Genomic DNA, 23111 nt, shown 5'->3' with positions numbered 1-23111 from the left:
TTGCGCTCAATCGACCTTGCTTTTCCCGGCGGTCACCGCCTCCGAAGGCGGCGCGCTCCAGCCGAAGAAGGCCGCACCCTTGCGCCAGAGCTGCAGCGCTTCCCAATGGATGCCAGCCATGACTTTTACGGTCATCAGGGGATGGCGGATGCAGGCTTTCAACAGACTGTGATCGGACAGCGTTTCGCGCCGGCCGGTCTGCGTGGCGATCAGCTGTAGCGCGCCTTCCGGACTGTGCTGATGGATCAGGATGCCGATCCTGTCGCCTGGCGGCTGCAGGCGGAAACGGTATTCGCCGCTCAGCGGCAGGAAAGGCGAGACATGGAAGCGCTTGGCCACGCTATGCTCCAGCGGCGCAGCGTTGCGCTGCTGCGGCACTTCGATCAGGTAGCTGTGCTGGTCGCCGAAGGTGTTCTTCACTTCATACAGCACGGCGCGCAGCCGTTCGGCGGCGTCGTAGCAGAAAAAGACGCTGAGCGGGTTGAACACATAGCCGAACAGGCGCGGGAAACAGAAGATGCGGATGCGGGCTGCGGCGTCGCTCAGTCCCTCGCGCGCCAGCGCGGCTTCCACCCAGGGCCGCAGGCCGGAGCCATCGCGCGGGCCATGGTCGCGCTCGTGGAAGCTCAGCAGGCCGAAGCGGTTGTGGCGGAACAGTCGCGAGCCAGCGGCGATGGCGGGCAGCGCGTCGATATCCAGCAGCAGCGAGAAGACCCGATAGCTGAAGCGGTGCCGGAACGGCAGGCGCCGTTCGTGCATCACCCGGCACCAGTAGAGGCTGGCGGCAGGCAGGACGGCGCCGCCGGCCGTCATTCTGCCGCCTCGCGCTGGGGCCGGGCCGCCTGATCGAAGGGCGCGGTGACACCGAGACCGGCGGCGACAGCCAGTCCGGCGCTGAAGCCGTCCTCATGGAAACCGTATCGGCACCAGGCGCCGCAGAACCACAGGCGGTCCTTGCCCTGGATCTCGTGCAGGCGGCCCTGGGCATCGACGGCGGCGCGATCGAACAGCGGGTGATCGTAGTTGAATTCGGCAAAGACCGTGTCTTTCGCCGGCTCGCGGATCGGATTGAGGGTCACGAACAGCGGCTTGCTCTCGTCGATCGACTGGAGTTTGTTCATCCAGTAGGTGAGGCCGACGCGGCGCTGCAGGTCGCGGCGCGGTTCCGACAGGTAGTTCCAGCTGGCCCAGACGCTGCGCCGCACCGGCATCTGCGTCGCGTCGCGATGCAGCACCGCGCGGTTGGGCTGGAAGCGGAAACAGGACAGGATGGCGCGTTCGGCTGGCATGGCTTGGTCGCCCAGCAGGCGCAGGGCCTGGTCGCCGTGGCAGGCCAGCACCACCTGGTCGAAGCGGCTGCTGCCGGCGGCTGTCGTTACGGTGACGCCGGCGTCTTCGCGGCGCACGGCCTGCACCGGCCTGTGCAGATGCAGGGTGAAATCGCCGGCGGCCAGCAGGCGCTTCACATATTCGCGGCTGCCGCCCTGCACGGTGTACCATTGGGGCCGGTCGTCGATGCTGAGCAGGCCGTGATTCTTGAAAAAACGCGCGAAGGTCTCGGCTGGAAAGTCCAGCATGCCGGCCAGCGGCGTCGACCAGATCGCAGCCCCCATCGGCAGCAGGTAATCCAGCATGAAGCCGTCGCCATAACGGCCCTGCGCCAGATAGTCGCCCAGGCTCAGGCCCGCCATGCGGCCGCTTGCCAGGTCGGTCACCGCGGTGCGGTTGAAGCGCAGGATGTCGCGCCACATGCGATGGAAACCGGGCTTCAGCAGGTTGCGCTTCTGCGCGAACAGCGTGGCGATGCTGCTGCCGCTCCATTCGAGCTGTCCTTCGCCCACCGATATGGCAAACGACATGTCGCTCTTTATCGAGGGCACCCGTAATTCATCGAACAGCCGCGTCAGGTTCGGATAGTTCCAGTCGTTGAAGACGATGAAGCCGGTATCGACCGCGATGGGCGCGCCATCGTAATCGATGGTGGCGGTGTTGCTGTGGCCGCCGGCATAAGCATTGGCCTCGAAGACGGTGACATCATGCTGGCGCGACAGCGCCCAGGCGGTGCCCAGTCCGGCGATGCCTGCGCCGATCACGGCGATGCGCTGCCGCCGTTCGGTATCGTTGCCTGTCATTCAGCCCCCGCTGCCTGGCGGTTATCTTCGCGTAAAGCGGCAAATGCCGCCAGTGCCGCCTTGCGGGCACCGTCATGGTCGACCACGGGGGCGGGATAGTCGCGGCCAAGCACCAGGCCCGAGTCGGCCAGCACCCTGTCCGGCGCCAGCCAGGGTTTGTGGATGTATTTGTCGGGCAGGGCGGCCAGCGCCGGAATCCAGCGCCGCACATAATCCCCGCGCGTATCGAACTTCTCACCTTGCAGGATGGGGTTGAAGATCCGGAAATAGGGCGCGGCATCGGCGCCGGAGCCGGCCACCCATTGCCAGCTCGCCGCATTGTTGGCGAGGTCGGCATCGACCAGCGTGTCCCAGAACCAGGCGGCGCCATGGCGCCAGTCCTGGCGCAGATGCTTCACCAGGAAGGAGGCCGCGATCATGCGAACGCGGTTGTGCATCCAGCCGGTGTGCCAGAGTTCGCGCATGCCGGCATCGACGATGGGATACCCGGTGCGGCCGCGCTGCCAGGCGGCGAGCAGGCCTGTGTTGGCGTCCCAGGGAAAGGCATCGAAGTCGCCGCGGAAATTGCGCTGCGGCAGCGCGGGGAAATGGAACAGCAGATGATGCGAGAATTCGCGCCAGCCGATCTCGGACAGGAATTTCTCTGCATTGCGGCCGACGCCCATGCCGCCGCGATCGATGGCCAGATGCAGCGCCTGCCAGATCTGGCGCGGCCCGATCTCGCCGAAATGCAGATGCGCCGACAGGCGCGAGGTCACGATGCGGTCCGGCCGGTCGCGGCCATCGGCATAGGCCGTCAGACTGTCATCGAGAAAAGCCTGCAGCCGTGCGGCTGCGCCGGCTTCGCCCGGCGTCCAGGTCTCGCGCAGGCCGGCGGCCCAGTCGGGCATCTGCGGCAGCAGCCGCCAGTCCGACAGATGATCGCTGGCCAGGGGCTGCGGCCAGGCCTGCGCCTGTTGCGGGGCGCGCAGCGGCGCGGCCGGCGCGGGCAGGGCGCGGCAGGCGCGCCAGAATGGCGAGAACACCTTGAACCAGCCCTGCGCCTGGGTCTTCACCGTCCAGGGTTCGAACAGCAGGCCGGCATTATGGGTGTCGACGGCGATGCCCCTGGTTTTGAGCGCGGTCTTGATCGCGGTGTCGCGCGCAATCGCCGCCGGCTCGTAGCAGCGGTTCCAGTGCACAGCATCCGCGCCGGCCTCGCGGGCCAGGGCGGGCAGGATCCGGGCCGGATCGCCGCGCCGCAGGACCAGTGCCATGCCGTAGCGCGCCTGCAGGTCGGCCGCGAGCGCCGTCAGGCTGTGATGCAGCCACCAGCGGCTGGCGCCGCCCATGGCCCAGTCCTTCGTTGCCGTGTCGAGGATATAGAGCGCCAGCACCGGGCGGCCGCTGGCGGCGGCGGCGGCGAAGGCCGGATTGTCGTTCAGGCGCAGATCCTGCCGGAACCAGACGATGACAGGAGAAGTGGTCGGGGGCGACGCCATGCTGTGCCGTATCTGCGATGCGCCGCGGCGGCAGAAGGCTGCCGCGGTCTTCGCTCAGTGATACGCAGATTGGCGGGAGCCGGATCACTGCCCGCAGGGCGGCGATCAGCGGTTGGTGGCGTCGGTGTCGCGTTCCAGCAGGCGCAGCGCCAGCGAGGCGGCCTGGGTGCGGTTGAACACCTGCATCTTCGCGAAAATCTGTCGCAGATGCGCCTTCACGGTGACTTCCTGCACGCCGAGCTTGATGGCGATGGCCTTGTTCGAGTCGCCCTGGCTGACCCATTTGAGCACTTCGCGCTCGCGGTCGGTCAGCGCGGCCAGACGCGGATCGGCTTCGGGCACCGGCGCCGGCGGCCGCGGCACGCCGTCATCGACCAGGCCGTCCAGTTCGTGCCGCAGGCTGCGCAGCAATTCGCGGTCGTCGGCGCCGGCCTTGGCGCGTTCGGCCAGGTTGGCGAACTTGGCGGCGGCGATATAGCTGGGCAGGAATTCCTCATACAGCCGCAGTGCCTTCACCACGGTGAGGATCATGCTCTGCTGCGTGATCTCGGTCTTTTCCTTGTAGTCATTGATGCCGTGGTTCGACACCACGGTCAGCGGCGGCGCCTGGCCCGGCTGGCCGGTGCGGATCACGATCTGCACCGACTTGTTGTCGAGGTCGGTGCGGATGAAGTCGACCAGCGCCAGACCGGCATGCTCGGTCTCCATCACCACATCCAGCAGCACCAGCGCGATGTCGGGATTGTCGCGCATCACATCGCGCGCCTCGGTGGCGGAAAAGGCGCTGAGGAAGCTGAGGCCGCGCTTGCGATAGTTGAAGTTGCGCAGCAGCAGCTTGGTCAGCGAATGGACATCGGGCTCGTCGTCGACGATCAGGACTTTCCAATGGCGGCGGTCGATCGGCGGACGGGTGTCGTCGCGCCGGTCGGACTTGTCATCGAGAAAGTGGAGTGAAGGTTCCGCCAAAGCCATCCGCCTCCAAGCGGTGGAGCATTGTAACGGATCGCTTCGCAAAAGAAACGACGGCGCCGCCGGGTTTCGCGCGCTTTTCGACCTAAGTGTTGATTACGCCACTTTTACGCGCGGCTGCAGGCGCGTATCGGCGGCCTGCAGCAGACGCCCGTCGGCGGCGCGCAGTTCCAGATTCCGCACGCGCTGACCGTTTTGGCGGTCGACCAGTTCGACCGGGCAGTCGTCGCCGGTAAACTGGTAGGTCTCGCCCCATTCGCGCATGGCCACCAGCACGGGGAACAGCGCGCGGCCCTTGGGCGTCAGTCCATATTCCTTCCAGGCGCTGCCCTTCGGATTGCCGCCTTGCGTTGCCGGGGCGGTTTCCAGGATGCCGGCGGCCACCAGGCTGCGCAGCCGGGCGCTCAGGATGTTTTTCGCCAGCCCCAGGCTTTTCTGCAATTCACCGAAGCGGCGCGGGCCGGGCAGGGTGTCGCGCACGATCAGCAGCGACCACCAGTCGCCGACCACATCCAGGGTGCGGGCAATCGGGCAGGTGGCGTCTTCCAGGCTGGTGCGTTTCATGGTCCGGGTCCTTTTCCGCGCCCGGGCCAGACTGTGAGGGCGGTCACGCGGGCGGGGCGGTCTATTGGTTGCAATATAAAACCACTATCGGTATTTCTCAAGTATGGTTTCATGATGAAACCAATAAGAACCTGGAGAAGTCCCATGAGGCTCAAGAACAAGACGGCGCTGATCACCGGCGGCAACAGCGGCATCGGCCTGGCCACCGCGAAAGCTTTCATCGCCGAGGGTGCCCGCGTCGCCATCACCGGCCGCAACAAGGCCACGCTCGATGCGGCCCTGGCCGAACTCGGCCCCAATGCCATTGCCATCCAGGCCGATGCGACCGACATCGCCGCCACCGAGGCTGCCGTGGCCCAGGCCGCGAAGACCTTCGGCAAGCTCGACATTGTGTTCGCCAATGCCGGCATCCCCGGCAGCACGCCGCTGGGCAGCAGCAAGCTCGAGGTCTTCGAGCAGATCCTGCGCACCAACGTCACTGGCGTCTTCTTCACCGTGCAGGCGGCCGTGCCGCATCTGAACGACAAGGCCTCGGTCATCCTCAACGGTTCGGTGATGTCGCAGCTCGGCTCGCCCGGCTCGTCGGCCTATGCGGCCAGCAAGGCGGCCGTGCGCGGCATGAGCCGCGTGCTGGCGTCCGAACTGGCGCCGCGCGGCATCCGCGTGAATGTGGTCTCGCCCGGCGCCACCCGCACACCGATCTGGAACTCTGCTGCGCCCACGCCGGAAGCGATGACGCAGTTGGACAAGCGCCTGAGCGGCATCATCCCGCTCGGCCGCCTGGGCGAAGCCGAGGAGATCGCCAAGACCGTGCTGTTCCTGGCGTCTGACGACTCGTCCAATGTGAACAGCGCCGAAATCTTTGTCGATGGCGGCAGCAATGGTTCGCCGGTCGGCGGTCCGGTGTTCAGAGGCTAACTGGATTTAACGGAACGAGAGGAGAGGGGCCGCAGGGCCCCTCTCTGTTTTTTACTGCAGGCGTGCCGTCAGGATCTTGAAGCCGGCATAGCCAAACGCCAGCGCGAAGATGCCCTCGAACCAGCGGCGCAGACGCAGATACACCCGCACCGCCGGCGCGCTGGAGAACAGCAGCGCATAGCCATGGAAGACCAGCGTGCTCTGCACGGCCACGGCGGCGATGATGGTGAGCAGCGTGAGCGGCGAGGTCTGCGCCGGTACGCCCACGGCATAGAGCGAGCCGAAGAACAGGATCGCTTTCGGATTGGTCAGGTGCAGCGCCAGGCCGCTGGCATAGGCGCGTTTCAGAGAACTGTAGGCGCCGCCCTTGGTGGTGATGTCACCGGGCTTAAGCGCCGAGCGCGCCGATTTGAAGGCCAGGAAGATCAGATAGCCGGCGCCGAAATAGCGCAGCAGTTCGAACACCCAGGCATTGGCCAGCATCACCGCGCCGAGACCGAAGGCGGCCGCCGTCGACCACATCAGCGATCCGGTGCTGACGCCCGACGCCATGGCGAAGGCATAGCGGCGGCCCGAGGTCATCGCCGTGCCGGCGATGTTGAGCGTGGCGGGACCGGGACTGCCGGTGGCAAGCAGGGCGGCGAGCAGGATGAGCGGGAGATTGATGTCGTTGAGCATGAAAGCAGAGTGGCTAAAGCGGTTGGGTGCAGGCAAGGGCGGAGATGTACCGGTACAAATGTGTGCGGGGCACTCAGGCCCATTGCACTTATAAATTCCACACGATTCGTCAAATAAAAGGTTATTAATAAATCAATTAAATACAATAACTTATGGATGATTGAATAATTATGTATTCGACAAAATATGCGTTGTATGCTGATTATTCGTTTCAATGGGTAATGCAATTCAACATTTAATATAAATTATTATATAATATCATATACTTATTTGAATATTATTAGCATATGTAGATTAGTTTTCGCTCACTATGAATAAACCATCTCCTTGAATTACCAGTTTTCTGGCTTAAATGGGGAGAGGTTATTCGAAGAGGGCTCAATGGACATGAATGAATCGTTGCTTCGAGCAATACTTGCTACCGTAGCTCGCGCTACTTTTCCCCAAAATGAAATCTATAAAATTGTTGCCCCGGTTGGCAGCGGGAACAAGCAGGTAGCTGCATACAATCTTTGCGATGGGCGAACCCCTCAAGCTGAAATTAGTAAAAAAACAAAACTCGATAAGGGAAGCCTTAGTCGGTCGATAGCCCGTTGGATCGAGGCCGGTATCGTTGTGCGCGTCGGTGCTGATCAGCATCCTTTGCATGTCTATCCGTTAAACAAGAATACTGCTTAGCTTTTCGGGTGGAGGTAGCGCAATGACTAATGAAATATCAGAAAAATTGGACATCCTGATTAAGCTCCAGGCGGCCGTTCTCACAGCAACAATAGAATCGTCTAAGGACAAAATTGTTTTTTTATCGAAAGCGGGTCTAAGGCCAACCCTAATTGCAGAGATAGTCGGAACGACGACAAACCATGTGAATGTAACGCTGTCTAAAGAGCGTAAGCCTGTCGGCACAAAGAAGAAATAGAACGCATATGAGGCACGAAATGAAAGATGATGATGTAAAATTACTTGTGCAGGAAATGCAGTGGGTGCGGAAGTTGCTCATGCTTCAGGTTCTGGCTGCAGGTTATAAACAGAAACACGTTGCTGCTGCGTTGGGTGTAAGTCCCGCGACAATGAGTAGAATGATGCCAAAGGGTTTGCCTAAGGAAGTCACTCTTGGGCGTTCTGTTAGTGTTGCGGGGGAGTAAATGACTGAGGAGCAAGCAAATCAAATTATTAAAGAATTGGAGATGCTGCGAAAGCTTCAGATTATGGAGCTGTTCGATAAGGGGTATTCACAAGCCCAACTCGCGCAAGTGCTTGGTGTTAGTCAGCCCACAATCAGTCGCATGGTGCCAAAAATAACGCCTAAGAAGGGCTAATTAAAATGGCGAGAACTTCTATCGTAAATATTTCTGGGGATCATGAGGAAACCATTCTTCAACTTGCGAAGCACCTTGGTGTAAGTAAAACGCGGCGCAAATTGTTCAACGCTATTTATGGGCGTGGTAGCCTTCCTCGATCTAAAAAACAAATTATGAAGCTAGCTGGCGTTTCTCTGCAAAGTAGTCAGCAAGCTCAAAATGAGTTGGACCACCTCACAAAGCATCATCTGATCGTTAGAGAAGAAAATGACGGCTCTGTCGATGATGGTAGTCGGTATCTATACCGCAAGGATCCGAGTGTCCGTGCGAATAGAGCGAAGATTATAAGGTATGCAGATAACCGTAGAGCTGCAGATAAGGTGCCGACAAAGAGGCGGCCACTCACGCAAGTTGTCTCGACTGTGCGCTCTGCGAAGAAGGGACTGCTGAGAAAGCGAGTGAGGTTAAATGTTCTGTATCTGACCGCTGATCCCGACAAGAAGCATTCACTTCGTGTCGATGCAGAGGTTCGTCGAGTGCAGGATGTTATTCGTGGCTCAGTGTACAGAGACAATATCACCGTCGAATATAAGCCGGCCGCTGGTTTAAAGACCCTTCTGGATGGACTTAATGATAACCGGCCACAAATCGTGCATTTTTCGGGTCATGGCGATGCCACTGGAGTCGCGGCAGATAATGCGAGAGTTGGAAAACGCGCAGACGAAGCGCTTTCGTTTGATCTTTTGGCAAAGGCGCTCTCCGCCACAGATGCGGTCCCAAAAGTCGTTGTATTGAATTCGTGCAGCAGTTCGGGCGCACGTAAAGCACTTCTGCCGCTGGGAATAACCATTGTTACTATGCGGACCTCAATATCGGATATTGCAGCAGTTGCATTTGCTCCTCGTTTTTATGCGGCGATTGCTGGTGGTCAATCAGTAAAATCTGCTTTTGCGCAAGGCAAGATTGCTGTTGAGGCTGCATCGATCAGTGAATCTGACACGCCTGAGCTTTTTCATCCAACCAACGTCAATCCAGCAAAATTGGTTTTAGCCTAATTTGCTTTGGTTGGTGCCGAGGCGTTGCGAGTGAAGCTCGCGGTCATTCTTGATGACAGGGAAGGGGCGTTCGATGAATAAAGTCGCGCGAAGAAAGACAACAGATGATATCTTAATCGATCTTCTAATTGTTCAGTGCGCAATAGCAGGTCTCAACAGGCCTTCAATACGCGCGATAGCCGGTGTTGATACAAATAGAGTAGCGCGCATTCTCAAGCACTTTAAACAGGAAGGTAAGAAGAATGCCTAAGGCTACTGCTTCGACGGAGGCGTTATTGGAGGAGTCGGTTCGACTGCTCCAATGTTTAACCGCGCGCGACATGGCTAGATCTGGCGTGACTCAAAAAGAGATTGCTAAGTTTCTGAAAACTGCAAAGGCCGATGTTGGGCCAATGGTTCAAGGCATTAAAAAAGCCAGGGAAGCGATATAAGTGATTGGCACGCTCTGGGTTATTTGTTGAAAAGTGGCTGCGCTATCGCTGGTGAGCCTAGGCCATTTTCTGACGCTTTCTCCATCACCTAGTATGGAGAATAAATGGCTCCGAGGGAGGGATTCGAACCCCCGACCGGGCGGTTAACAGCCGCCTGCTCTACCACTGAGCTACCTCGGATCAGTGCGGGCCGGAACCTAACCACCCCCGCCCTATCCCGCAAGAGCCGTGTTCAAAAATTTCGCGGCGGCCTTGGGCCGCGCCAATCCGGCTTTTCCCCTTGCCCGCCAGATGCTAAGCGGGAGGCGAGGGAGCCGCAGAACATGAAAATGACCAAGGCCGAACTGGAAGCCTTTCTCGATGCCGAATTCCCCCAGATGCGCCCACTGCGCATGCGAATCGAATCCTGGGATGGCGCGGTGCTGCGCCTGGCCATGCCGGTCGGCGAGCAGCAGCTGCGGCCGGGCGGCACGGTCTCGGGCCCGGCGATGATGACGCTGGCCGACTGCGCGGCCTATCTGCTGCTGCTCGGCCTGATCGGGCCGGTGGCCCTCGCGGTCACCACCAATCTGAACATCAATTTCCTGCGCAAGCCGGGGCTGGGCGACCTGCGGGGCCAGGCCACCATGCTCAAATTGGGCAAGACCCTGGCGATCTGTGAAATCGCCATCTATTCGGGCGAGGGCGCCGAGCCGGTCGCCCATTCGGTGCTGACCTACGCCATTCCGCCTAAAAAATAGGCGAAAATCCGACAAAAAGTGGTGGTGGAAACGTTATTACCGGATGGACCTTTTTATGTCTGGGTGCCGTTATCGGCCTGCACCCCTGTAAATGCCTGAATTTGCAGGCATAGAGCCGAGAATCACTGCTATATTCTAGCAAGAGTGGCGGCCAGCGCAGGGGAGGGGCATGCGCTACGAGTATAAACTTCCGATCCTGATCGGGGCGATCTCGTTGCTGGTCGGTCTGGCCGTGGTGGGTTCGATCTTGCCGACCACCGAGCGGGGCCTGCGCACGGCCGCGATCGACAAGTTGGACTCTGCGGCTGAAGGGCGCCGCGCCGCCGTAATCCAGTCGGTCACCGAAATCCGGCAGCAGGTGGCCCTCTCTGTCCGGCGTCAGGATATCCAGGATGCCACCCGCCGGCTGTCGAATGCCTTCAAGCGCATGACACCCGAGCAGGTCGATCAGCTGCGTCGTGCCTACGGTAGTGAATCGCGTTTTCCGCCCGCTGCGCGACATGCGGTGGACGATGCCGACGACGGCTCGCTCTATTCAACGATCCATCGCGAGGTCCACAATAATCTTCGCCGCCTGGCGCAGATCAAGGGCATCAGGGATGTGAAGCTGGTGAACGATACTGGCGACATCATCTACACGATCCGTAAGGACGACGATTTCGGCACCAATCTTCTGGATGGCCCTTATGCCGGAACCGAACTGGCCCGGCTGTATACGCGCGCCCTTGCCGATGTGCCGCTTGGCGAAACCGCCTTCGCCGATTTCTCGATATATGCTTCGGCCGGCGAAGGTGTTGCCTTCGTCGCTTCCAAGCTGAATGTCGATCTGCAGCATGCCATCGGTGCGCTGGTCATCTCGTTTGCCAGTGACAAGATCAGCCAGATCATACTCGATCCGACCGGGCTGGGCGAAACCGGTGAGGTCTATCTGGTTGGGCCTGACTATCTGCTGCGGTCTAACAGCAGATTCTATCCGGATGGATTTCTTTCGATGCGGATGGAGAATGACCTGATCCGCGGCGCGCTGAACGGCAAGGAGGCGCAGCAGCTCACCAAGGATGCACAGGGAAATACAGTCCTCGCGCTTTACAAACCCGTCGATCTCGATGGCGTTACCTGGGGGCTGGTGACGCAGGCCGGTACGCGGGAACTCTTTGCCTCTCTGGATGAAAGCCAGCGCACGGCAATTCTCAGCGCTCTGGCGGCAGTGATCCTGGTCGGATTGGTCGGTTTCGGAGTTGCGCGGGCATTGGTGCGCCCGATCCGAACGCTGTCGCAGGTGATGACCGGGCTCTCGACTGGCAATCTCGGCATTTCCATTCCCTATGTCGAACGGACGGACGAGATCGGGGCGATGGCCCAGGCGGTACGCAGCTTCAAGGCTGCGTACGAACGCAACGATGACCTGGCCCGCACCGTGGCCCAGAAGGAACAGCGGCAGTCTGAACTGCTGAATCGCACGCCGCTGGGCGTGCTGGTGGTTACGCCGGATCTGGAGGTGCGGTTCATTAACGACCGCGCGATTGGCATTCTCGGTTTGCCGCAGTCGGTGTCTGATCCCGACCATCTGGTGCGGGTGACGGCTTCTCTCGACTGGGCGCAGGTAGGCGACTATGCCAGGAAGGCCTTTGCCGCCGGCGGTCATGGTGCAAGGGATATCCAGTATCACCGGTCCGCTTCAAACGAGGCGCGGATACTGACCACGGTTGCAGGCCGCATCCGTTTCGGCGAAGAGGACTGCCTGATCTGCTTCCTCGACGATGTGACCGAGCGCCGCGATGCCGAGCGGCTTCTGGAAAAGGAACGCAATTTATCCGCGGCCCTCTTTGAAGGCGCGCCGGATGCCGCGGTGATCGTCGACAGCGATGGACAGATTGTCCATTTCAATCACATGGCCGAGAATCTGTTCGGCTATCGGCGCGCGGATGTAATCGGCAAGCCGGTGGAAGTCCTGATGCCGGAACGGTATCGGACCGGTCATGTCGCGATCCGCAATGCCTTTCTGAGCCAGGCAACCGCGCGCGCCATGGGCAGCGGCCGGCAGTTGAGTGCGCGCCGCAGCGACGGAAGCGAATTCCCGATTGATGTCAGCCTCAGTCCGATTGCGGGTGAAAAGCTGGTTGCCGCCTCGGTCCGTGATGTCACGCAGCGCAAGGAGGCAGAGCGGGCGTTATTGCAGGCCAAGGAAACGGCAGAAGAGGCGACGCGCGCCAAGTCGTCATTCCTCGCCATGATGAGCCATGAAATCCGCACGCCAATGAACGGCGTGATGAGCATGGTGGAAATGCTCGATTCCACCGAGCTCGATACGGATCAGCGCGACATCTCGCGGGTGATCCGGTCCTCCGCCGAGGCACTGCTGACCATCATTAACGACATCCTCGATTTTTCGAAGATCGAGGCCGGCAAGTTCGATCTCGAAGCCGTGCCCTTCGATCTTGCTACGGTTTCCGAAACCGCGGCTGAAATGATGGCGCTGAATGCCCATGATAAAGGTTTCCGCCTGCTGGTCGAAGTTGATCCTACCATTCCGCTCAAGCTGCTCGGCGACCCGAACCGGCTGCGCCAGGTGCTGATCAATCTGTTGAGCAACGCGGTCAAATTCACCGAGAAAGGCTATGTCTTCCTGAAGGCGCGGCGGTTGGCTGGCCGCTCGCGAAAGGGCGTTGAGACGATCCGTTTCGAGGTTAGCGATACCGGTATCGGCCTTTCGGATGAGCAGACGGGGCGGTTGTTTCAGGCTTTCCAGCAGGCCGATGCATCCACCTCGCGCAAATTCGGCGGCACCGGCCTTGGGCTCACCATTTCGAAGCGCATCGTCGAACTGATGGGCGGTGAGATTGGAGTCAGTTCAATTCTCGGTGAAGGCTCGACCTTTTGGTTCGAGGTCCCGTTCCAGGTGGTCGATCCGGCCGTCGATACACCTCCCGCCGACATTTCCGATATCGGCGTCGTCAGCATCGGCTTCGACGATACTGCCAGTGCCATCGTCAACCGTTATCTGGCGGCAGCCGGGGTGAGCCGGATCGAAAGCGCGGGCCACCACGATTTCGAGCAGGCCCTTTCCGCCATGTCCGGCGAGGTGCCGGTCGTGGTCGCCTTCCTGCTGCTGCGTGATTCCGTTCTCGCTGTCGAGGCTATGGAACGGATGCGGCGGCTCGGATTGCCCAATCTGCGCATCCTGGTGGCCACGCCGCGCGTGATGCTGTCCACCATGGGCCGCGTCAGGGACGATGGCGCGCGTGCCGTCCTGCCGCTGCCGCTGCCGCGACAGCTGTTCTGGCGCGGGCTCGCCTATGCTGCGGGCCGCGTGTCGGACATGGGCGAACAGGATATCCGGTCTTCGGCGGAGGCCGCCTGGCTGCCGCCTTCGATAGAAGCCGCGCGGGCTGAGAAGGCGCTGATTCTCGTGGCCGAGGATAACCGCACCAACCAGCATATCATCCACCGTATTCTCAACCGCATGGGCTATGCCCATGAGATCGCCGTCAACGGCGAGGAAGCGCTCCGGATGTACGAGCAGGGCGGCTATGGCCTGATCCTGTCGGATTATCACATGCCGGTGATGGATGGTTTCGCCATGACAACAGCGTTGCGAGAACGCGAAGAGGGCACCGGTACGCGCATTCCTGTGATCGCACTGACAGCCGACGCGATGGCTGCGACGGAGCAGCATTGCATTGCCGCTGGCATGGACGGTTTTCTCACAAAGCCGATCAACACCGTACTGCTGCGGTCGACGATTGAGCAATGGATGCCGCAGGGCCAGGGATTGCGCCGTCGGGATAACAATGAAAGGCCCTCTGCTGCCATACAGACACCGGCAGCAGGCAACACTGACGGGACTGTTTTCGATCTTGCGCGTATTGCTGAAATCTTCGGCGCCTACAACGCGGATGCCGCCGAACTGGTACAGGGCTTCGCTGGCGATCTCCCTGGTCGCATAGTCGCCATCGAGACTGAACTTGTGGCTGACGCCGGGCAGGCGCGAGATCTTGTGCACGCCCTGAAAGGTGCCGCCCGCAGCATCGGCGCCGTCCAGCTGGGCGATTGTGCCGCCGTCATGCAGGACGATCTGGATTCAGGAGACTCCGCGGCGGCGGCAGCGCGGATTGCCGAGCTGCGCATTCAGGTCGACAGGTTCATTGCTACGGTGGCATCCCTCAGGCCTGCCGCATAGATTGAGGATTCCGATGTCGAAGATTGATTATTCTCGCCTGAATATCCTTTTGATCGAGGATGAATCCTATACCCGCGTGATCACGCGGCGCATCCTGAATCAGATCGGCGTGCGGGAGGTGGCCGAGGCCAGAAACGGAATGGAGGGGTTGAGCGAGATTGTGCGCGCCCGACCCGATATCATTTTCTGCGACGTGAACATGGGATTCATGGACGGCTTCGAATTCCTCGAACAACTCCGCACAATTACCAGCGCCGATCTGGATCGGACCTGGGTGGTGATGCTGACCGCGGATGGAAGCTATGAGACCCGCCTGAAGGCGAGAGAGCATACCGTCGCTGGCTTCCTGCTGAAGCCGGTCAGTGTCAATCACATCCGCGAGCAGATCGATGCCATCGTTGCCAACGATGCTGAACTTGCCGCCCGTGTGCATCATGGTCTGCCGGTCGACTACAACAAAATGCGGATTTTGATTATCGATGATGAAGACTTGGTTCGGCAGACCCTGAACAAGATGCTGGCACAGCTTGGCCCGGTCACCACGGCAGAAGCCACCGACGGCATGAAAGCGCTGATGGAAGTGGCCAAGTTCAAGCCGAACCTTATCCTCTGTGACGTGCACATGAAGCCGATGGGCGGGCTGAAATTTCTCGAAGGGCTGCGGCAGCTCAATGTTAGGGGTATCGAAGACACCCCGGTTATCATGATTACCGGCGACAGCGCCGTGGATACCGTCAGCGAGGCCCAGCGGCTGAAAGTATCGGGCTATCTGATCAAGCCCACCAACATTAAGGACTTGCGCGCCCGCATCGAACACGCCATTCGCTCGACCCCCCGGCTGTTCAGCCAGGTCCGCCGATCTCTGTAGCTGGAAATGTCTTGGTGGGTTGAAACCCGATTTTCCGTTCCTATATTGTTCCGTAACGGGTGTTTGCTTTGGTCGAATGCACGCACAACCAGAAACGAAGCAAAACGAAGCCAATGGAACGCAAACGAAGCTGAAGGAAGCCCGAACGAAAGCGGGCGAAGCCAAACGAAGCCGCGCGAAGCGAAACGAAGCATTTCCATGTCTCGGCGCGCCCGCGACAGCGGGACTCCAGGTCTTTGGCCTCGTCCGTTGCAGAAAGTCTGGTTTCCCGCTTGCGCGGCCATGACGGAAAACGCAGTAAGCCTTTGATTTATATGAAGTGAAGCGGCGGTATAATAATACCGCTGTATAAGTATCTGATTTCATTGCGAAGATCGGGTTTGACAGCGCGCCAAAAATCCTCATAGTGCGCCCCGATCCGCCCGCCGGCTGTCCGGCGGGATTTTTACTACTCTGTCAGGACGTCAGATGAAGACCTTCACCGCCAAAGAGTCCGAAGTGGACAAGAAGTGGCTGCTGATTGACGCCGATGGCCTGGTGTTGGGGCGGCTCGCCTCCCTGATCGCCATGCGTCTGCGCGGCAAGCACAAGGCCATTTTCACGCCGAACTGCGATACCGGCGACAATATCATCGTCATCAATGCCGAGAAGGTTCGCCTGACCGGCCGCAAGGCCGCGAACGAGACCTTCTACTGGCATACCGGCCATCCCGGCGGCATCAAGGGCCGCACTCTGGGTGAGGGCCTTGCCGGCAAGTATCCCGAGCGCGTGATCCTCAAGGCCGTCGAGCGCATGCTGCCGAAGGAGAGCCCGCTGGCTCGCCGTCAGCTCACCAAGCTCAAGGTCTACAAGGGCGCCGAGCATCCGCATGAGGCACAGCAGCCGGTCAAGCTGGATGTCGCCGCGCTCAATCCGAAGAACAAGAGGAACGACTAATCATGGCTGAGTCCCGCACACTCGCCGATCTGAGCCTGGGCAATGCGCAGGCCGCCGTCGCCACCAAGGCTGTCGTTGAAGAGCGCAAGGTTGACAAGCTCGGCCGCGCCTACGCCACCGGCAAGCGCAAGAACGCCATCGCCCGCGTCTGGATCAAGCCCGGCACCGGCAAGTTCACCGTGAACGGCAAGGAGAGCAACGATTACTTCGCTCGTCCCGTGCTGCGCATGCTGCTCGCCCAGCCGCTGGTGGTGACCAACCGCTCCGGCCAGTTCGACATCTACGCCACCGTCGTCGGCGGCGGCCTGTCCGGCCAGGCCGGCGCGCTGCGTCACGGCATCTCGAAGGCGCTGACCTATTTCGAGCCGACGCTCCGTCCGGCTCTGAAGGCCCAGGGCTTCCTGACCCGCGACAGCCGCGTGGTCGAGCGCAAGAAGTACGGCAAGCCGAAAGCCCGCCGCAGCTTCCAGTTCTCGAAGCGTTAATCCTTACGCTGCATTTCTGCAGCGCTGCGAAGAAGGCCGGAGCCGCAAGCTCCGGCCTTTTCTCTTTATGGCGCTGTCGCTTATGATCGTCCGGCCCAGAACGGGAGCCCGTCAGGTTCATGGATTCCGAAGCCGCTTTCCTTCTTCTCGTGCCGGCCATTCTGCTGCTGCTCGGCGCCGGCGCGCTGGCCAGCTGGTTTGAGCGCATGGCCTATGGCTGGGCCATCGGCGCCGAGAGCCTGAGCGACGAGCATCACATCAATGCCCGGGTCGAGCGCGAGCATGCGCAGAAGCGCACCGAGTTCGCGCGTCTGCGCGATGCCAAGGCCGAGCTGGATGTCGAGATCAACCTGGCGCGCAAGGAGCGCGCCAGCCTGCAGGACCAGGAGCGGCGTCTCGCCGATCGCCAGGAGAACCTGGTGTCCGAGGCCGGCTATCCGGTGCCGGGCAACAAGGGCTTCTATCTCAGGCTGGAGGGCCCTGCCGCGGTGATGCCGTTTGCCGGCCTGTCCTCCATCCCCACCGATCTGGGTGGGCGTCGGCGCGTGCGCATGGTGGTCTGGGCCATCGGTCCGGCCGAGGCCCAGACGCTGGCGCAGAACTGGGCCGGCAGCGATGCGCGCATGCTGTCGATCCGGCCGTTTTACGGCACGCTGTTCTGGCACGAGGTCTGAGCCATGGATGACGTGCTGCCGATCCTGGCGTTGCTGATCGCGTTGGTGCTGGTGGGCCTGGCGCTGATCATCGCCGGCGACCGCGCGCGCCTGGGCTGGCAGCGCGCCGAGAATGAAAAGCTCGGTCGGCGCCAGCGCCAGACCGAACTCAGCGCCCGGCTCGAACAGCTCGACCGCGCCATCGCCGAGCAGACCGCCGCCATCGCCACGGCGGAACGCGAACTGGAGCGCGCGCGCACGGAGAATGATGGCCTGCGCGCCGGTCTGGATCGCGCCGAGCTGCCGTTCGTCTATACCGTCGTGCCGCTGGAAAGCCGCGACATGTATGCCCGCGTCTTCCGTTTCGCCGCGCGCAATCCGGCGCTGGGGGCGGGCTTTGCCGCGCCGGATCCGCTGGCCCAGTGGGACACCGGCCGGTTCTATGCGGTGGCGGCGACCAACCAGGCCGAGGCCCGGTCGGTGGTGGATCGCCTGCTGCCGCGGCAGAAGGGCTTCAATGTGGTTAACGTGGGCGAGACCGGGCCCGAGTCTCCGGCCGAACCGTCATAAAGCCGCATGGCTGCTCGCGAATCGGGCAGTCGACCGCGCAATTCCGACGAAACATTTCGTTGCGTTGGCAGGGCCTTTGCCTGACATTGGTCCGGGGCAACTGCTGGGAAGACCGTCGGCATGGACGCCGTCGATATCGTATCTGCGCTTCTGCCATCGCTGATCATGTTCTTCGCCGTGTCGCTCGGCGCGAACAGTCTGGAGCGGTATGTGCAGAATTATGCGCGTGGCCGTTTCGAGATCGACCGCATTGCCGGCGAGGTCGACCAGGCGCGCACGCGCATTGCTGAGATCCGCGTCGACTACGACCGCCTGCTCGAGGAGAAGGCGGAGCTCGACATGAAGCTCACCGAAAAGCAGTCCCAGCATGGCGACATGACCGCGCGCGAGGTCGAGTTCAGCGATCAGCGCCACATGATGGTCTACGAGATCGGCATTCCGCGGCCGCAGCAGACCGGCTGGTATGTCAAGCTGATCGGCCCCGAGATGCACGAGATGTTCAGCGGGCCGGCCTCGGGCGTCTGTCCGTTTCCCGGTCGTCGCGCCGCGCGCCTGATCGTCTGGGGCATCGACAATGAGGATCAGGTGCGCCAGCGCACCAAGAAGGTGTTCGGCGCGCTGTCGGAAATCATGGTGATCCGTACCTTCAGCGGCAAGCTGAGGCTGGGCGATGTTTGATTATTCCATGACCCAGTTCATCGGTATCCTGGCGGCGGGCGCCAATATCGCCATCGCCATCATGATTATCATGCTGCTGGGCGAACGCAGCCATGCGGCCTGGACGCGCATGCGGCTGCGCTCCGAGGAGCTGATGGCCCTGCGCGAGGAGATGCGGCGCAGCGTCGAGGAAAGCCTGCGCGTGGTGCAGCAGCAGCAGGAAGAGATCGCCACGGTGAAGAACCAGATCGTGCGCGCCGAACAGGATATCGAAAGCCTGCTCAAGCGCCATCGCGAGACCGACCTGCCGGTCGGCTATACCTCCACCCCGGTGGATGTGGTCGACCGCCGCTATCGCACCTGGCGGGTGGTGGTGCGCAACACCGACCTGGGCGCCGATGCCGGCTCGTTCAGCCATCCGGCGCATCGCTGGATCGAAGGCCGCTATTACGAGGTGCCGGCACCGAACATGGATTATGCGGTCTCCAACATGCAGAGCCGCTTCCTGCTGCGCGATGGCTTCATGGTCGAGGCGGCGCCGCTGCGCCAGCCGCTGGTCATGGTGGACGACGTGGTCGAGGCGATCTGACCGCTGGCGCAGCGCGCCGTCTTTTCCTACCATGGCGGCAGGACGCCCGGACTGACAACGGGCCGGAGGAACCGCCATGAGATACCTGTCCGCCATTGCCGCGGCGCTGGTCGCCGTTGCTGCCGCCACCGCATCCGCCCAGCCGGCCGCCTATCCCAACCGCACGATCCGCTTCGTGGTGCCGTTCGCGCCCGGCGGTTCGTCCGACATCATCTCGCGTTCGGTGGCAAGCCAGCTCTCGGTCACGCTCGGCCAGCAGGTCTATGTCGAGAACAAGGGTGGCGGCGGCGGCAATATCGCCATGGAAGAGGTCAAGCGCGCAGCGCCCGATGGCTACACGCTGATCCTCGGTCATATCGGCACGCTGGCGGTGAACCCGGCCATGTATGGCGCGAAACTGCCCTACGATCCGGTGAAGGATTTCCAGCCGGTCTCGCTGCTGGCCGTGGTGCCGAATGTGATAGCCGTGACGCCCGACCTGCCGATGAAAACCCTGGCCGATTTCGTGAAGGCGGCGAAGGACAAGCCGGGCAAGCTGAATTACGGCTCGGCCGGCAACGGCAGCGCCGGCCATCTGGCGATGGAATATTTCAAGCTGGAGGCCGGCGTCGACCTGGTGCACATCCCGTATCGCGGCACCGGACCGATGCTGGCCGATCTGCTCGGCGGCCAGCTCGAAGCCACCTTCAACGGCATCCCGCCGATCATCAGCCAGATCAAGGCCGGCAAGTTGCGGCCGCTGGCTGTCGGCTCTGCCGCGCGGGTACCTGCATTACCTGATGTGCCGACGATTGCCGAAAGCGGCTATCCGGGCTTCGAGACCTCGCAGTGGTATGGCTTGATGGCGCCGGCCGGCACGCCGCGCCCGATCATCGACCAACTGCAGCAGGCGGTGGCGAAAGCACTGGCCAGCGACGATACCAAAAAGCGGATCAGCGACGATGGCGGCGTGATCGCCGGCGGCACGCCGGAGCAGTTTGCGGCGCTGATCGCCAAGGAGAAGGAGCGGTGGGCCAAGGTGGTGGCCACCGCGAAGATTCAGCCGGACTGAACTCTAGCGGTTCAGCTCTTTCATCCCGCGTTCCAGGCCTTCGAGGGTGAGGGGGAACATGCGGTTGGTCATCAGCTGGCGCACCACCTGCACCGAAGGCGTGAAGTCCCAGTATTTTTCCTGCACCGGGTTGAGCCAGATCGCCTTCGGATAGGTGTCCAGCAGACGCTGCATCCACACCGAACCGGCTTCCTCGTTCCAGTGCTCGACGCTGCCGCCGGGCTGTACGATCTCGTATGGCGACATCGTTGCGTCGCCGACGAAGATGATCTTGTAGTCATGCTGGTAGGTGCGCAGCACTTCATGCGTCGGCGTGAATTCGCTGTGGCGGCGGCGGTTGTCCTTCCACAGCTTCTCGTAGACGCAGTTATGGAAGTAGAAGAATTCCATATGCTTGAATTCGGCGCGCGCCGCCGAGAACAGCTCTTCCGTCACCCGGATATGGTCGTCCATCGAGCCGCCGATATCGAACAGCAGCAGCACCTTCACCTTGTTGTGGCGTTCCGGCACCAGCTTGATGTCGAGATAACCGGCATTGGCGGCGGTCGAGCGGATCGTATCGGGCAGGTCGAGTTCCATCTCGGCGCCCTCGCGGGCAAATTTGCGCAGGCGCCGCATCGCCACCTTGATGTTGCGGGTGCCCAGCTCGACGCTGTCGTCCAGGTTCTTGTATTCGCGCTTGTCCCACACCTTCACGGCACGGCGGTTGCGCGACTTGTCCTGGCCGATGCGCACGCCTTCGGGATTGTAGCCATAGGCGCCGAAGGGCGACGTCCCGGCGGTGCCGATCCATTTGTTGCCGCCCTGGTGGCGGCCTTGCTGTTCTTCCAGACGCTGTTTCAGTGTCTCCATCAGCTTGTCCCAGCCGCCCAGCGCCTCGATCTGGGCTTTCTCTTCCTCGGTCAGCACCTTCTCGGCGAGCCGCCGCAGCCATTCTTCCGGAATCTCGGCGGAGATTTCCGCACCGGCTTCCCCGGCGCCGACAAACGAGAGCCCGTTGAAACACTGGCCGAAGACGCGGTCGAACTTGTCGAGGTTGCGCTCGTCCTTCACCAAAGCGGTGCGGGCGAGGTAGTAGAAATTCTCGACGCTGTATTCCGGCACGCCCTTGTGCATCGCCTCGATCAGGGTGAGGTATTCCCGCAGGGTGGCGGGCACCTTGGCCTTGCGCAGTTCGAGGAAGAAGGTGATGAACATGCCGGGGCGCCTTTCTCTGCCTTGGCTCCGGGGCTTAACCGCGTTCGCGCCGCGAGATGAAGGCCAGGCGCTCGAACAGATGCACGTCCTGCTCGTTCTTCAGCAGCGCGCCTGCCAGCGGCGGGATCAGCTTGCCCTGGTCCTTGCTGCGTAGCGCTTCCGGCGGCAGGTCTTCCGCCATCAGCAGCTTGAGCCAGTCGAGCAGCTCGGAGGTCGAAGGCTTCTTCTTCAGGCCGGGCGTCTCGCGGATGTCGTAGAAGACATTCAGCGCATCGCGCACAAGGCTCTTCTGCACGCCGGGGTAATGCACCTCGATGATCTCTTCCATCGTCTCGCGCTCGGGGAAGCGGATGTAGTGGAAGAAGCAGCGGCGCAGGAAGGCGTCGGGCAGTTCCTTTTCGTTGTTCGAGGTGATGATCAGGATCGGGCGGATCGCCGCCTTCACCGTCTCGCCGGTCTCGTAGACGAAGAATTCCATGCGGTCGAGTTCGAGCAGCAGATCGTTGGGGAATTCGATATCGGCCTTGTCGATCTCGTCGATCAGCAGCACCGGGCGCTGCTCGGCCGTGAAGGCTTCCCACAGCTTGCCCTTCTTGATGTAGTTGCGGATGTCGCGCACACGCTCGTCGCCGAGCTGGCTGTCGCGCAGACGCGAGACGGCGTCGTATTCATACAGGCCCTGCTGCGCCTTGGTGGTCGACTTCACATGCCAGGTCAGCAGCGGGGCGTTCAGCGCCTTGGCGATCTCGATGGCCAGCACGGTCTTGCCGGTGCCGGGCTCACCTTTGACCAACAACGGCCGCTCCAGGGTGATGGCGGCGTTCACCGCGACCTTCAGGTCATTGGTGGCGACATAGGACTCGGTACCGGTGAACTTCATGCGACGTTTCCCACTGGCGGCTGTAAGCAATGGCAAAGACGCTAGGTCGCAGGCCCCGCTGGCGCAAGCCGTGACGTAACGTCAATCGCAGCCGGCCCGCTAAGGGCGAGGGTCAGTTGGTGGTTTTGTAATTGACGCAGATCTTGGATTTTTCGATCTCGTCGATCGCGTCGCCGGTATTGCCGCAGACTCCCGCGGTGGCATCCTGCGCGTTGACGCAGAGCAGCGAGCAGTCCTGGCAGACGCCGAATTCCACCATCTGGTGGCGGGACTGCAGATCGTGCAGCAGGCGGGTCAGGCCCTTGACCATCTCGGCGCCCAGCTCGTCGGCAATCTCGGTGCTGGCCCGTTCCAGGGTCTGCATCGGGTCATTGCCCAGCATCGTCTGGCCGGCCTCGGTCAGGCAGAGATCCACCTGGCGGCGGTCGTCGGTTTTTTTGCAGCGGGTGATCAGGCCCTTGTTCTCAAGCGCGATCAGGGTCTGGGAGACGGTCCCTTTGGTGGCGCCGAGGTATTCGGCCAGGGCCGTGGGGGAGCGGGAATACTTGTTGGCCTGGGCGATGAACCGCAGGGCTTCCCATTGCGCCGGGTTCAGGCCATTGGCGAACTGCAGCTCGCGGGTGAGGCGGCTCAGGCGGTCAAGCAGGATGATAACACGTTGAGCGAGAACGGCTTTTCCGGCTCCGCCGGCGCCATGGCCCGGGTCATCGGTATCGATACGCGGTTGCGGGGTGACAGGCATCACAGTTTTGTTTCGACTCGCTAATACCGCTTGCTGT

Annotated in this window: 24 protein-coding genes and 1 tRNA gene; 15 read left to right on the top strand and 10 right to left on the bottom strand. The window is 61.4% G+C overall.

Going from position 1 to position 23111, the window contains the following annotated elements; all coding sequences use genetic code 11:
* Positions 1-6: 6 nt before the first annotated feature.
* The 5 genes from AC1ROT_RS00435 to AC1ROT_RS00415 all read right to left on the bottom strand — a co-directional run bounded on the left by AC1ROT_RS00435 (position 7) and on the right by AC1ROT_RS00415 (position 5146).
* On the bottom strand, positions 7-813 hold the full coding sequence (locus AC1ROT_RS00435; RefSeq protein WP_492996828.1) for a DUF1365 domain-containing protein: 807 nt from the start codon (positions 811-813) through the stop codon (positions 7-9).
* Complete coding sequence (locus AC1ROT_RS00430) at positions 810-2132, bottom strand: NAD(P)/FAD-dependent oxidoreductase (RefSeq protein WP_492996827.1); 1323 nt, start codon at positions 2130-2132, stop codon at positions 810-812. Before AC1ROT_RS00430 ends, AC1ROT_RS00435 begins: the two co-directional genes overlap by 4 nt.
* A complete protein-coding gene (locus tag AC1ROT_RS00425; RefSeq protein ID WP_492996826.1) occupies positions 2129-3613 on the bottom strand; it encodes a cryptochrome/photolyase family protein in 1485 nt (494 codons plus the stop codon). The genes AC1ROT_RS00430 and AC1ROT_RS00425 overlap by 4 nt, the downstream gene beginning before the upstream one ends.
* A 105-nt stretch (positions 3614-3718) precedes the next feature.
* Complete coding sequence (locus tag AC1ROT_RS00420) at positions 3719-4579, bottom strand: LuxR family transcriptional regulator (RefSeq protein WP_492996825.1); 861 nt, start codon at positions 4577-4579, stop codon at positions 3719-3721.
* A gap of 99 nt (positions 4580-4678) precedes the next feature.
* On the bottom strand, positions 4679-5146 hold the full coding sequence (locus AC1ROT_RS00415; RefSeq protein WP_492996824.1) for a winged helix-turn-helix transcriptional regulator: 468 nt from the start codon (positions 5144-5146) through the stop codon (positions 4679-4681).
* A gap of 144 nt (positions 5147-5290) precedes the next feature.
* On the opposite strand from AC1ROT_RS00415, the gene AC1ROT_RS00410 reads away from it, so the two are divergent.
* Positions 5291-6064 carry an SDR family oxidoreductase gene (locus AC1ROT_RS00410; RefSeq protein ID WP_492996823.1) on the top strand — a complete coding sequence of 258 codons (774 nt, stop codon included), beginning with the start codon at positions 5291-5293 and terminating at the stop codon, positions 6062-6064.
* A 51-nt stretch (positions 6065-6115) separates the two neighbouring features.
* Here the strand turns inward: AC1ROT_RS00410 and AC1ROT_RS00405 are convergent, their stop codons facing one another.
* On the bottom strand, positions 6116-6742 hold the full coding sequence (locus tag AC1ROT_RS00405) for a LysE family translocator (protein WP_492996822.1): 627 nt from the start codon (positions 6740-6742) through the stop codon (positions 6116-6118).
* A gap of 381 nt (positions 6743-7123) precedes the next feature.
* Between AC1ROT_RS00405 and AC1ROT_RS00400 the strand changes: the two genes are divergently transcribed.
* The 4 genes from AC1ROT_RS00400 (at position 7124) to AC1ROT_RS00385 (ending at position 9095) form a co-directional block, all read left to right on the top strand.
* Entirely contained in the window at positions 7124-7420 is a 297-nt protein-coding gene (locus AC1ROT_RS00400; protein ID WP_492996821.1) for a MarR family transcriptional regulator, read from the top strand.
* 257 nt (positions 7421-7677) lie between these two features.
* A complete protein-coding gene (locus AC1ROT_RS00395) occupies positions 7678-7884 on the top strand; it encodes a hypothetical protein (protein WP_492996820.1) in 207 nt (68 codons plus the stop codon).
* Positions 7885-8058, top strand: a complete 174-nt coding sequence (locus AC1ROT_RS00390) for a helix-turn-helix domain-containing protein (RefSeq protein WP_492996819.1) — start codon at positions 7885-7887, stop codon at positions 8056-8058.
* Positions 8059-8063: 5 nt separating this feature from the next.
* Positions 8064-9095: a CHAT domain-containing protein gene (locus tag AC1ROT_RS00385; RefSeq protein ID WP_492996818.1), complete on the top strand. Its 1032-nt coding sequence runs from the start codon at positions 8064-8066 to the stop codon at positions 9093-9095.
* Positions 9096-9631: 536 nt separating this feature from the next.
* On the opposite strand, the gene AC1ROT_RS00380 is transcribed toward AC1ROT_RS00385, so the two are convergent.
* Positions 9632-9706 (bottom strand) — tRNA-Asn (locus AC1ROT_RS00380).
* Between the two features lie 143 nt (positions 9707-9849).
* Here AC1ROT_RS00380 and AC1ROT_RS00375 point away from each other — a divergent pair.
* From AC1ROT_RS00375 to AC1ROT_RS00330, 10 genes are all read left to right on the top strand, one after another.
* Positions 9850-10266: a PaaI family thioesterase gene (locus tag AC1ROT_RS00375; protein WP_492996817.1), complete on the top strand. Its 417-nt coding sequence runs from the start codon at positions 9850-9852 to the stop codon at positions 10264-10266.
* A gap of 169 nt (positions 10267-10435) precedes the next feature.
* Positions 10436-14446, top strand: coding sequence for a PAS domain S-box protein (locus AC1ROT_RS00370; protein WP_492996816.1), 4011 nt, complete (start codon positions 10436-10438; stop codon positions 14444-14446).
* Positions 14447-14459: 13 nt separating this feature from the next.
* The gene (locus AC1ROT_RS00365) at positions 14460-15314 is read left to right on the top strand and encodes a response regulator (RefSeq protein WP_492970681.1); all 855 of its coding nucleotides are present in this window, start codon (positions 14460-14462) and stop codon (positions 15312-15314) included.
* A gap of 468 nt (positions 15315-15782) precedes the next feature.
* Positions 15783-16250, top strand: a complete 468-nt coding sequence (gene rplM / locus AC1ROT_RS00360) for a 50S ribosomal protein L13 (RefSeq protein ID WP_492970682.1) — start codon at positions 15783-15785, stop codon at positions 16248-16250.
* Between the two features lie 2 nt (positions 16251-16252).
* Positions 16253-16735: a 30S ribosomal protein S9 gene (rpsI, locus tag AC1ROT_RS00355; protein WP_492970683.1), complete on the top strand. Its 483-nt coding sequence runs from the start codon at positions 16253-16255 to the stop codon at positions 16733-16735.
* A gap of 119 nt (positions 16736-16854) precedes the next feature.
* On the top strand, positions 16855-17409 hold the full coding sequence (locus AC1ROT_RS00350; protein ID WP_492996815.1) for a hypothetical protein: 555 nt from the start codon (positions 16855-16857) through the stop codon (positions 17407-17409).
* 3 nt (positions 17410-17412) lie between these two features.
* Positions 17413-17958: a hypothetical protein gene (locus tag AC1ROT_RS00345; RefSeq protein ID WP_492970685.1), complete on the top strand. Its 546-nt coding sequence runs from the start codon at positions 17413-17415 to the stop codon at positions 17956-17958.
* Positions 17959-18078: 120 nt separating this feature from the next.
* Positions 18079-18636, top strand: coding sequence for a hypothetical protein (locus tag AC1ROT_RS00340; RefSeq protein ID WP_492996814.1), 558 nt, complete (start codon positions 18079-18081; stop codon positions 18634-18636).
* A gap of 7 nt (positions 18637-18643) precedes the next feature.
* Positions 18644-19204 carry a hypothetical protein gene (locus tag AC1ROT_RS00335; protein WP_492996813.1) on the top strand — a complete coding sequence of 187 codons (561 nt, stop codon included), beginning with the start codon at positions 18644-18646 and terminating at the stop codon, positions 19202-19204.
* 76 nt (positions 19205-19280) lie between these two features.
* Positions 19281-20255 (top strand): Bug family tripartite tricarboxylate transporter substrate binding protein, encoded by a 975-nt coding sequence (locus tag AC1ROT_RS00330; RefSeq protein WP_492970688.1) that lies wholly within the window; start codon positions 19281-19283, stop codon positions 20253-20255.
* A 3-nt stretch (positions 20256-20258) separates the two neighbouring features.
* Here AC1ROT_RS00330 and AC1ROT_RS00325 read toward each other — a convergent pair whose 3' ends face one another.
* The 3 genes from AC1ROT_RS00325 to AC1ROT_RS00315 form a co-directional block, all read right to left on the bottom strand.
* A complete protein-coding gene (locus AC1ROT_RS00325) occupies positions 20259-21452 on the bottom strand; it encodes a vWA domain-containing protein (protein WP_492996812.1) in 1194 nt (397 codons plus the stop codon).
* Between the two features lie 34 nt (positions 21453-21486).
* Positions 21487-22332, bottom strand: coding sequence for an AAA family ATPase (locus tag AC1ROT_RS00320; RefSeq protein ID WP_492970691.1), 846 nt, complete (start codon positions 22330-22332; stop codon positions 21487-21489).
* A 112-nt stretch (positions 22333-22444) separates the two neighbouring features.
* Entirely contained in the window at positions 22445-23074 is a 630-nt protein-coding gene (locus tag AC1ROT_RS00315; RefSeq protein WP_492970692.1) for a MarR family winged helix-turn-helix transcriptional regulator, read from the bottom strand.
* Between the last annotated feature and the right edge of the window lie 37 nt (positions 23075-23111).

The sequence above is a fragment of the Ferrovibrio sp. GW821-FHT12E11 genome (assembly GCF_058806975.1).
The sequence above is the reverse complement of the archived record's forward strand: the minus strand, read 5'-3'. Positions and strand labels throughout refer to the sequence as shown.

Bases quoted from the DNA above. Each gene is read 5' to 3' on its own strand.
- AC1ROT_RS00435 (WP_492996828.1), bottom strand. From the start codon at position 813: ATGACGGCCGGCGGCGCCGTCCTGCCTGCCGCCAGCCTCTACTGGTGC.
- AC1ROT_RS00430 (WP_492996827.1), bottom strand. From the start codon at position 2,132: ATGACAGGCAACGATACCGAACGGCGGCAGCGCATCGCCGTGATCGGC.
- AC1ROT_RS00425 (WP_492996826.1), bottom strand. From the start codon at position 3,613: ATGGCGTCGCCCCCGACCACTTCTCCTGTCATCGTCTGGTTCCGGCAG.
- AC1ROT_RS00415 (WP_492996824.1), bottom strand. From the start codon at position 5,146: ATGAAACGCACCAGCCTGGAAGACGCCACCTGCCCGATTGCCCGCACC.
- AC1ROT_RS00410 (WP_492996823.1), top strand. From the start codon at position 5,291: ATGAGGCTCAAGAACAAGACGGCGCTGATCACCGGCGGCAACAGCGGC.
- AC1ROT_RS00405 (WP_492996822.1), bottom strand. From the start codon at position 6,742: ATGCTCAACGACATCAATCTCCCGCTCATCCTGCTCGCCGCCCTGCTT.
- AC1ROT_RS00400 (WP_492996821.1), top strand. From the start codon at position 7,124: ATGGACATGAATGAATCGTTGCTTCGAGCAATACTTGCTACCGTAGCT.
- AC1ROT_RS00395 (WP_492996820.1), top strand. From the start codon at position 7,678: ATGAAAGATGATGATGTAAAATTACTTGTGCAGGAAATGCAGTGGGTG.
- AC1ROT_RS00390 (WP_492996819.1), top strand. From the start codon at position 7,885: ATGACTGAGGAGCAAGCAAATCAAATTATTAAAGAATTGGAGATGCTG.
- AC1ROT_RS00385 (WP_492996818.1), top strand. From the start codon at position 8,064: ATGGCGAGAACTTCTATCGTAAATATTTCTGGGGATCATGAGGAAACC.
- AC1ROT_RS00375 (WP_492996817.1), top strand. From the start codon at position 9,850: ATGAAAATGACCAAGGCCGAACTGGAAGCCTTTCTCGATGCCGAATTC.
- AC1ROT_RS00370 (WP_492996816.1), top strand. From the start codon at position 10,436: ATGCGCTACGAGTATAAACTTCCGATCCTGATCGGGGCGATCTCGTTG.
- AC1ROT_RS00365 (WP_492970681.1), top strand. From the start codon at position 14,460: ATGTCGAAGATTGATTATTCTCGCCTGAATATCCTTTTGATCGAGGAT.
- rplM (WP_492970682.1), top strand. From the start codon at position 15,783: ATGAAGACCTTCACCGCCAAAGAGTCCGAAGTGGACAAGAAGTGGCTG.
- rpsI (WP_492970683.1), top strand. From the start codon at position 16,253: ATGGCTGAGTCCCGCACACTCGCCGATCTGAGCCTGGGCAATGCGCAG.
- AC1ROT_RS00350 (WP_492996815.1), top strand. From the start codon at position 16,855: ATGGATTCCGAAGCCGCTTTCCTTCTTCTCGTGCCGGCCATTCTGCTG.
- AC1ROT_RS00345 (WP_492970685.1), top strand. From the start codon at position 17,413: ATGGATGACGTGCTGCCGATCCTGGCGTTGCTGATCGCGTTGGTGCTG.
- AC1ROT_RS00340 (WP_492996814.1), top strand. From the start codon at position 18,079: ATGGACGCCGTCGATATCGTATCTGCGCTTCTGCCATCGCTGATCATG.
- AC1ROT_RS00335 (WP_492996813.1), top strand. From the start codon at position 18,644: ATGACCCAGTTCATCGGTATCCTGGCGGCGGGCGCCAATATCGCCATC.
- AC1ROT_RS00330 (WP_492970688.1), top strand. From the start codon at position 19,281: ATGAGATACCTGTCCGCCATTGCCGCGGCGCTGGTCGCCGTTGCTGCC.
- AC1ROT_RS00325 (WP_492996812.1), bottom strand. From the start codon at position 21,452: ATGTTCATCACCTTCTTCCTCGAACTGCGCAAGGCCAAGGTGCCCGCC.
- AC1ROT_RS00320 (WP_492970691.1), bottom strand. From the start codon at position 22,332: ATGAAGTTCACCGGTACCGAGTCCTATGTCGCCACCAATGACCTGAAG.
- AC1ROT_RS00315 (WP_492970692.1), bottom strand. From the start codon at position 23,074: ATGCCTGTCACCCCGCAACCGCGTATCGATACCGATGACCCGGGCCAT.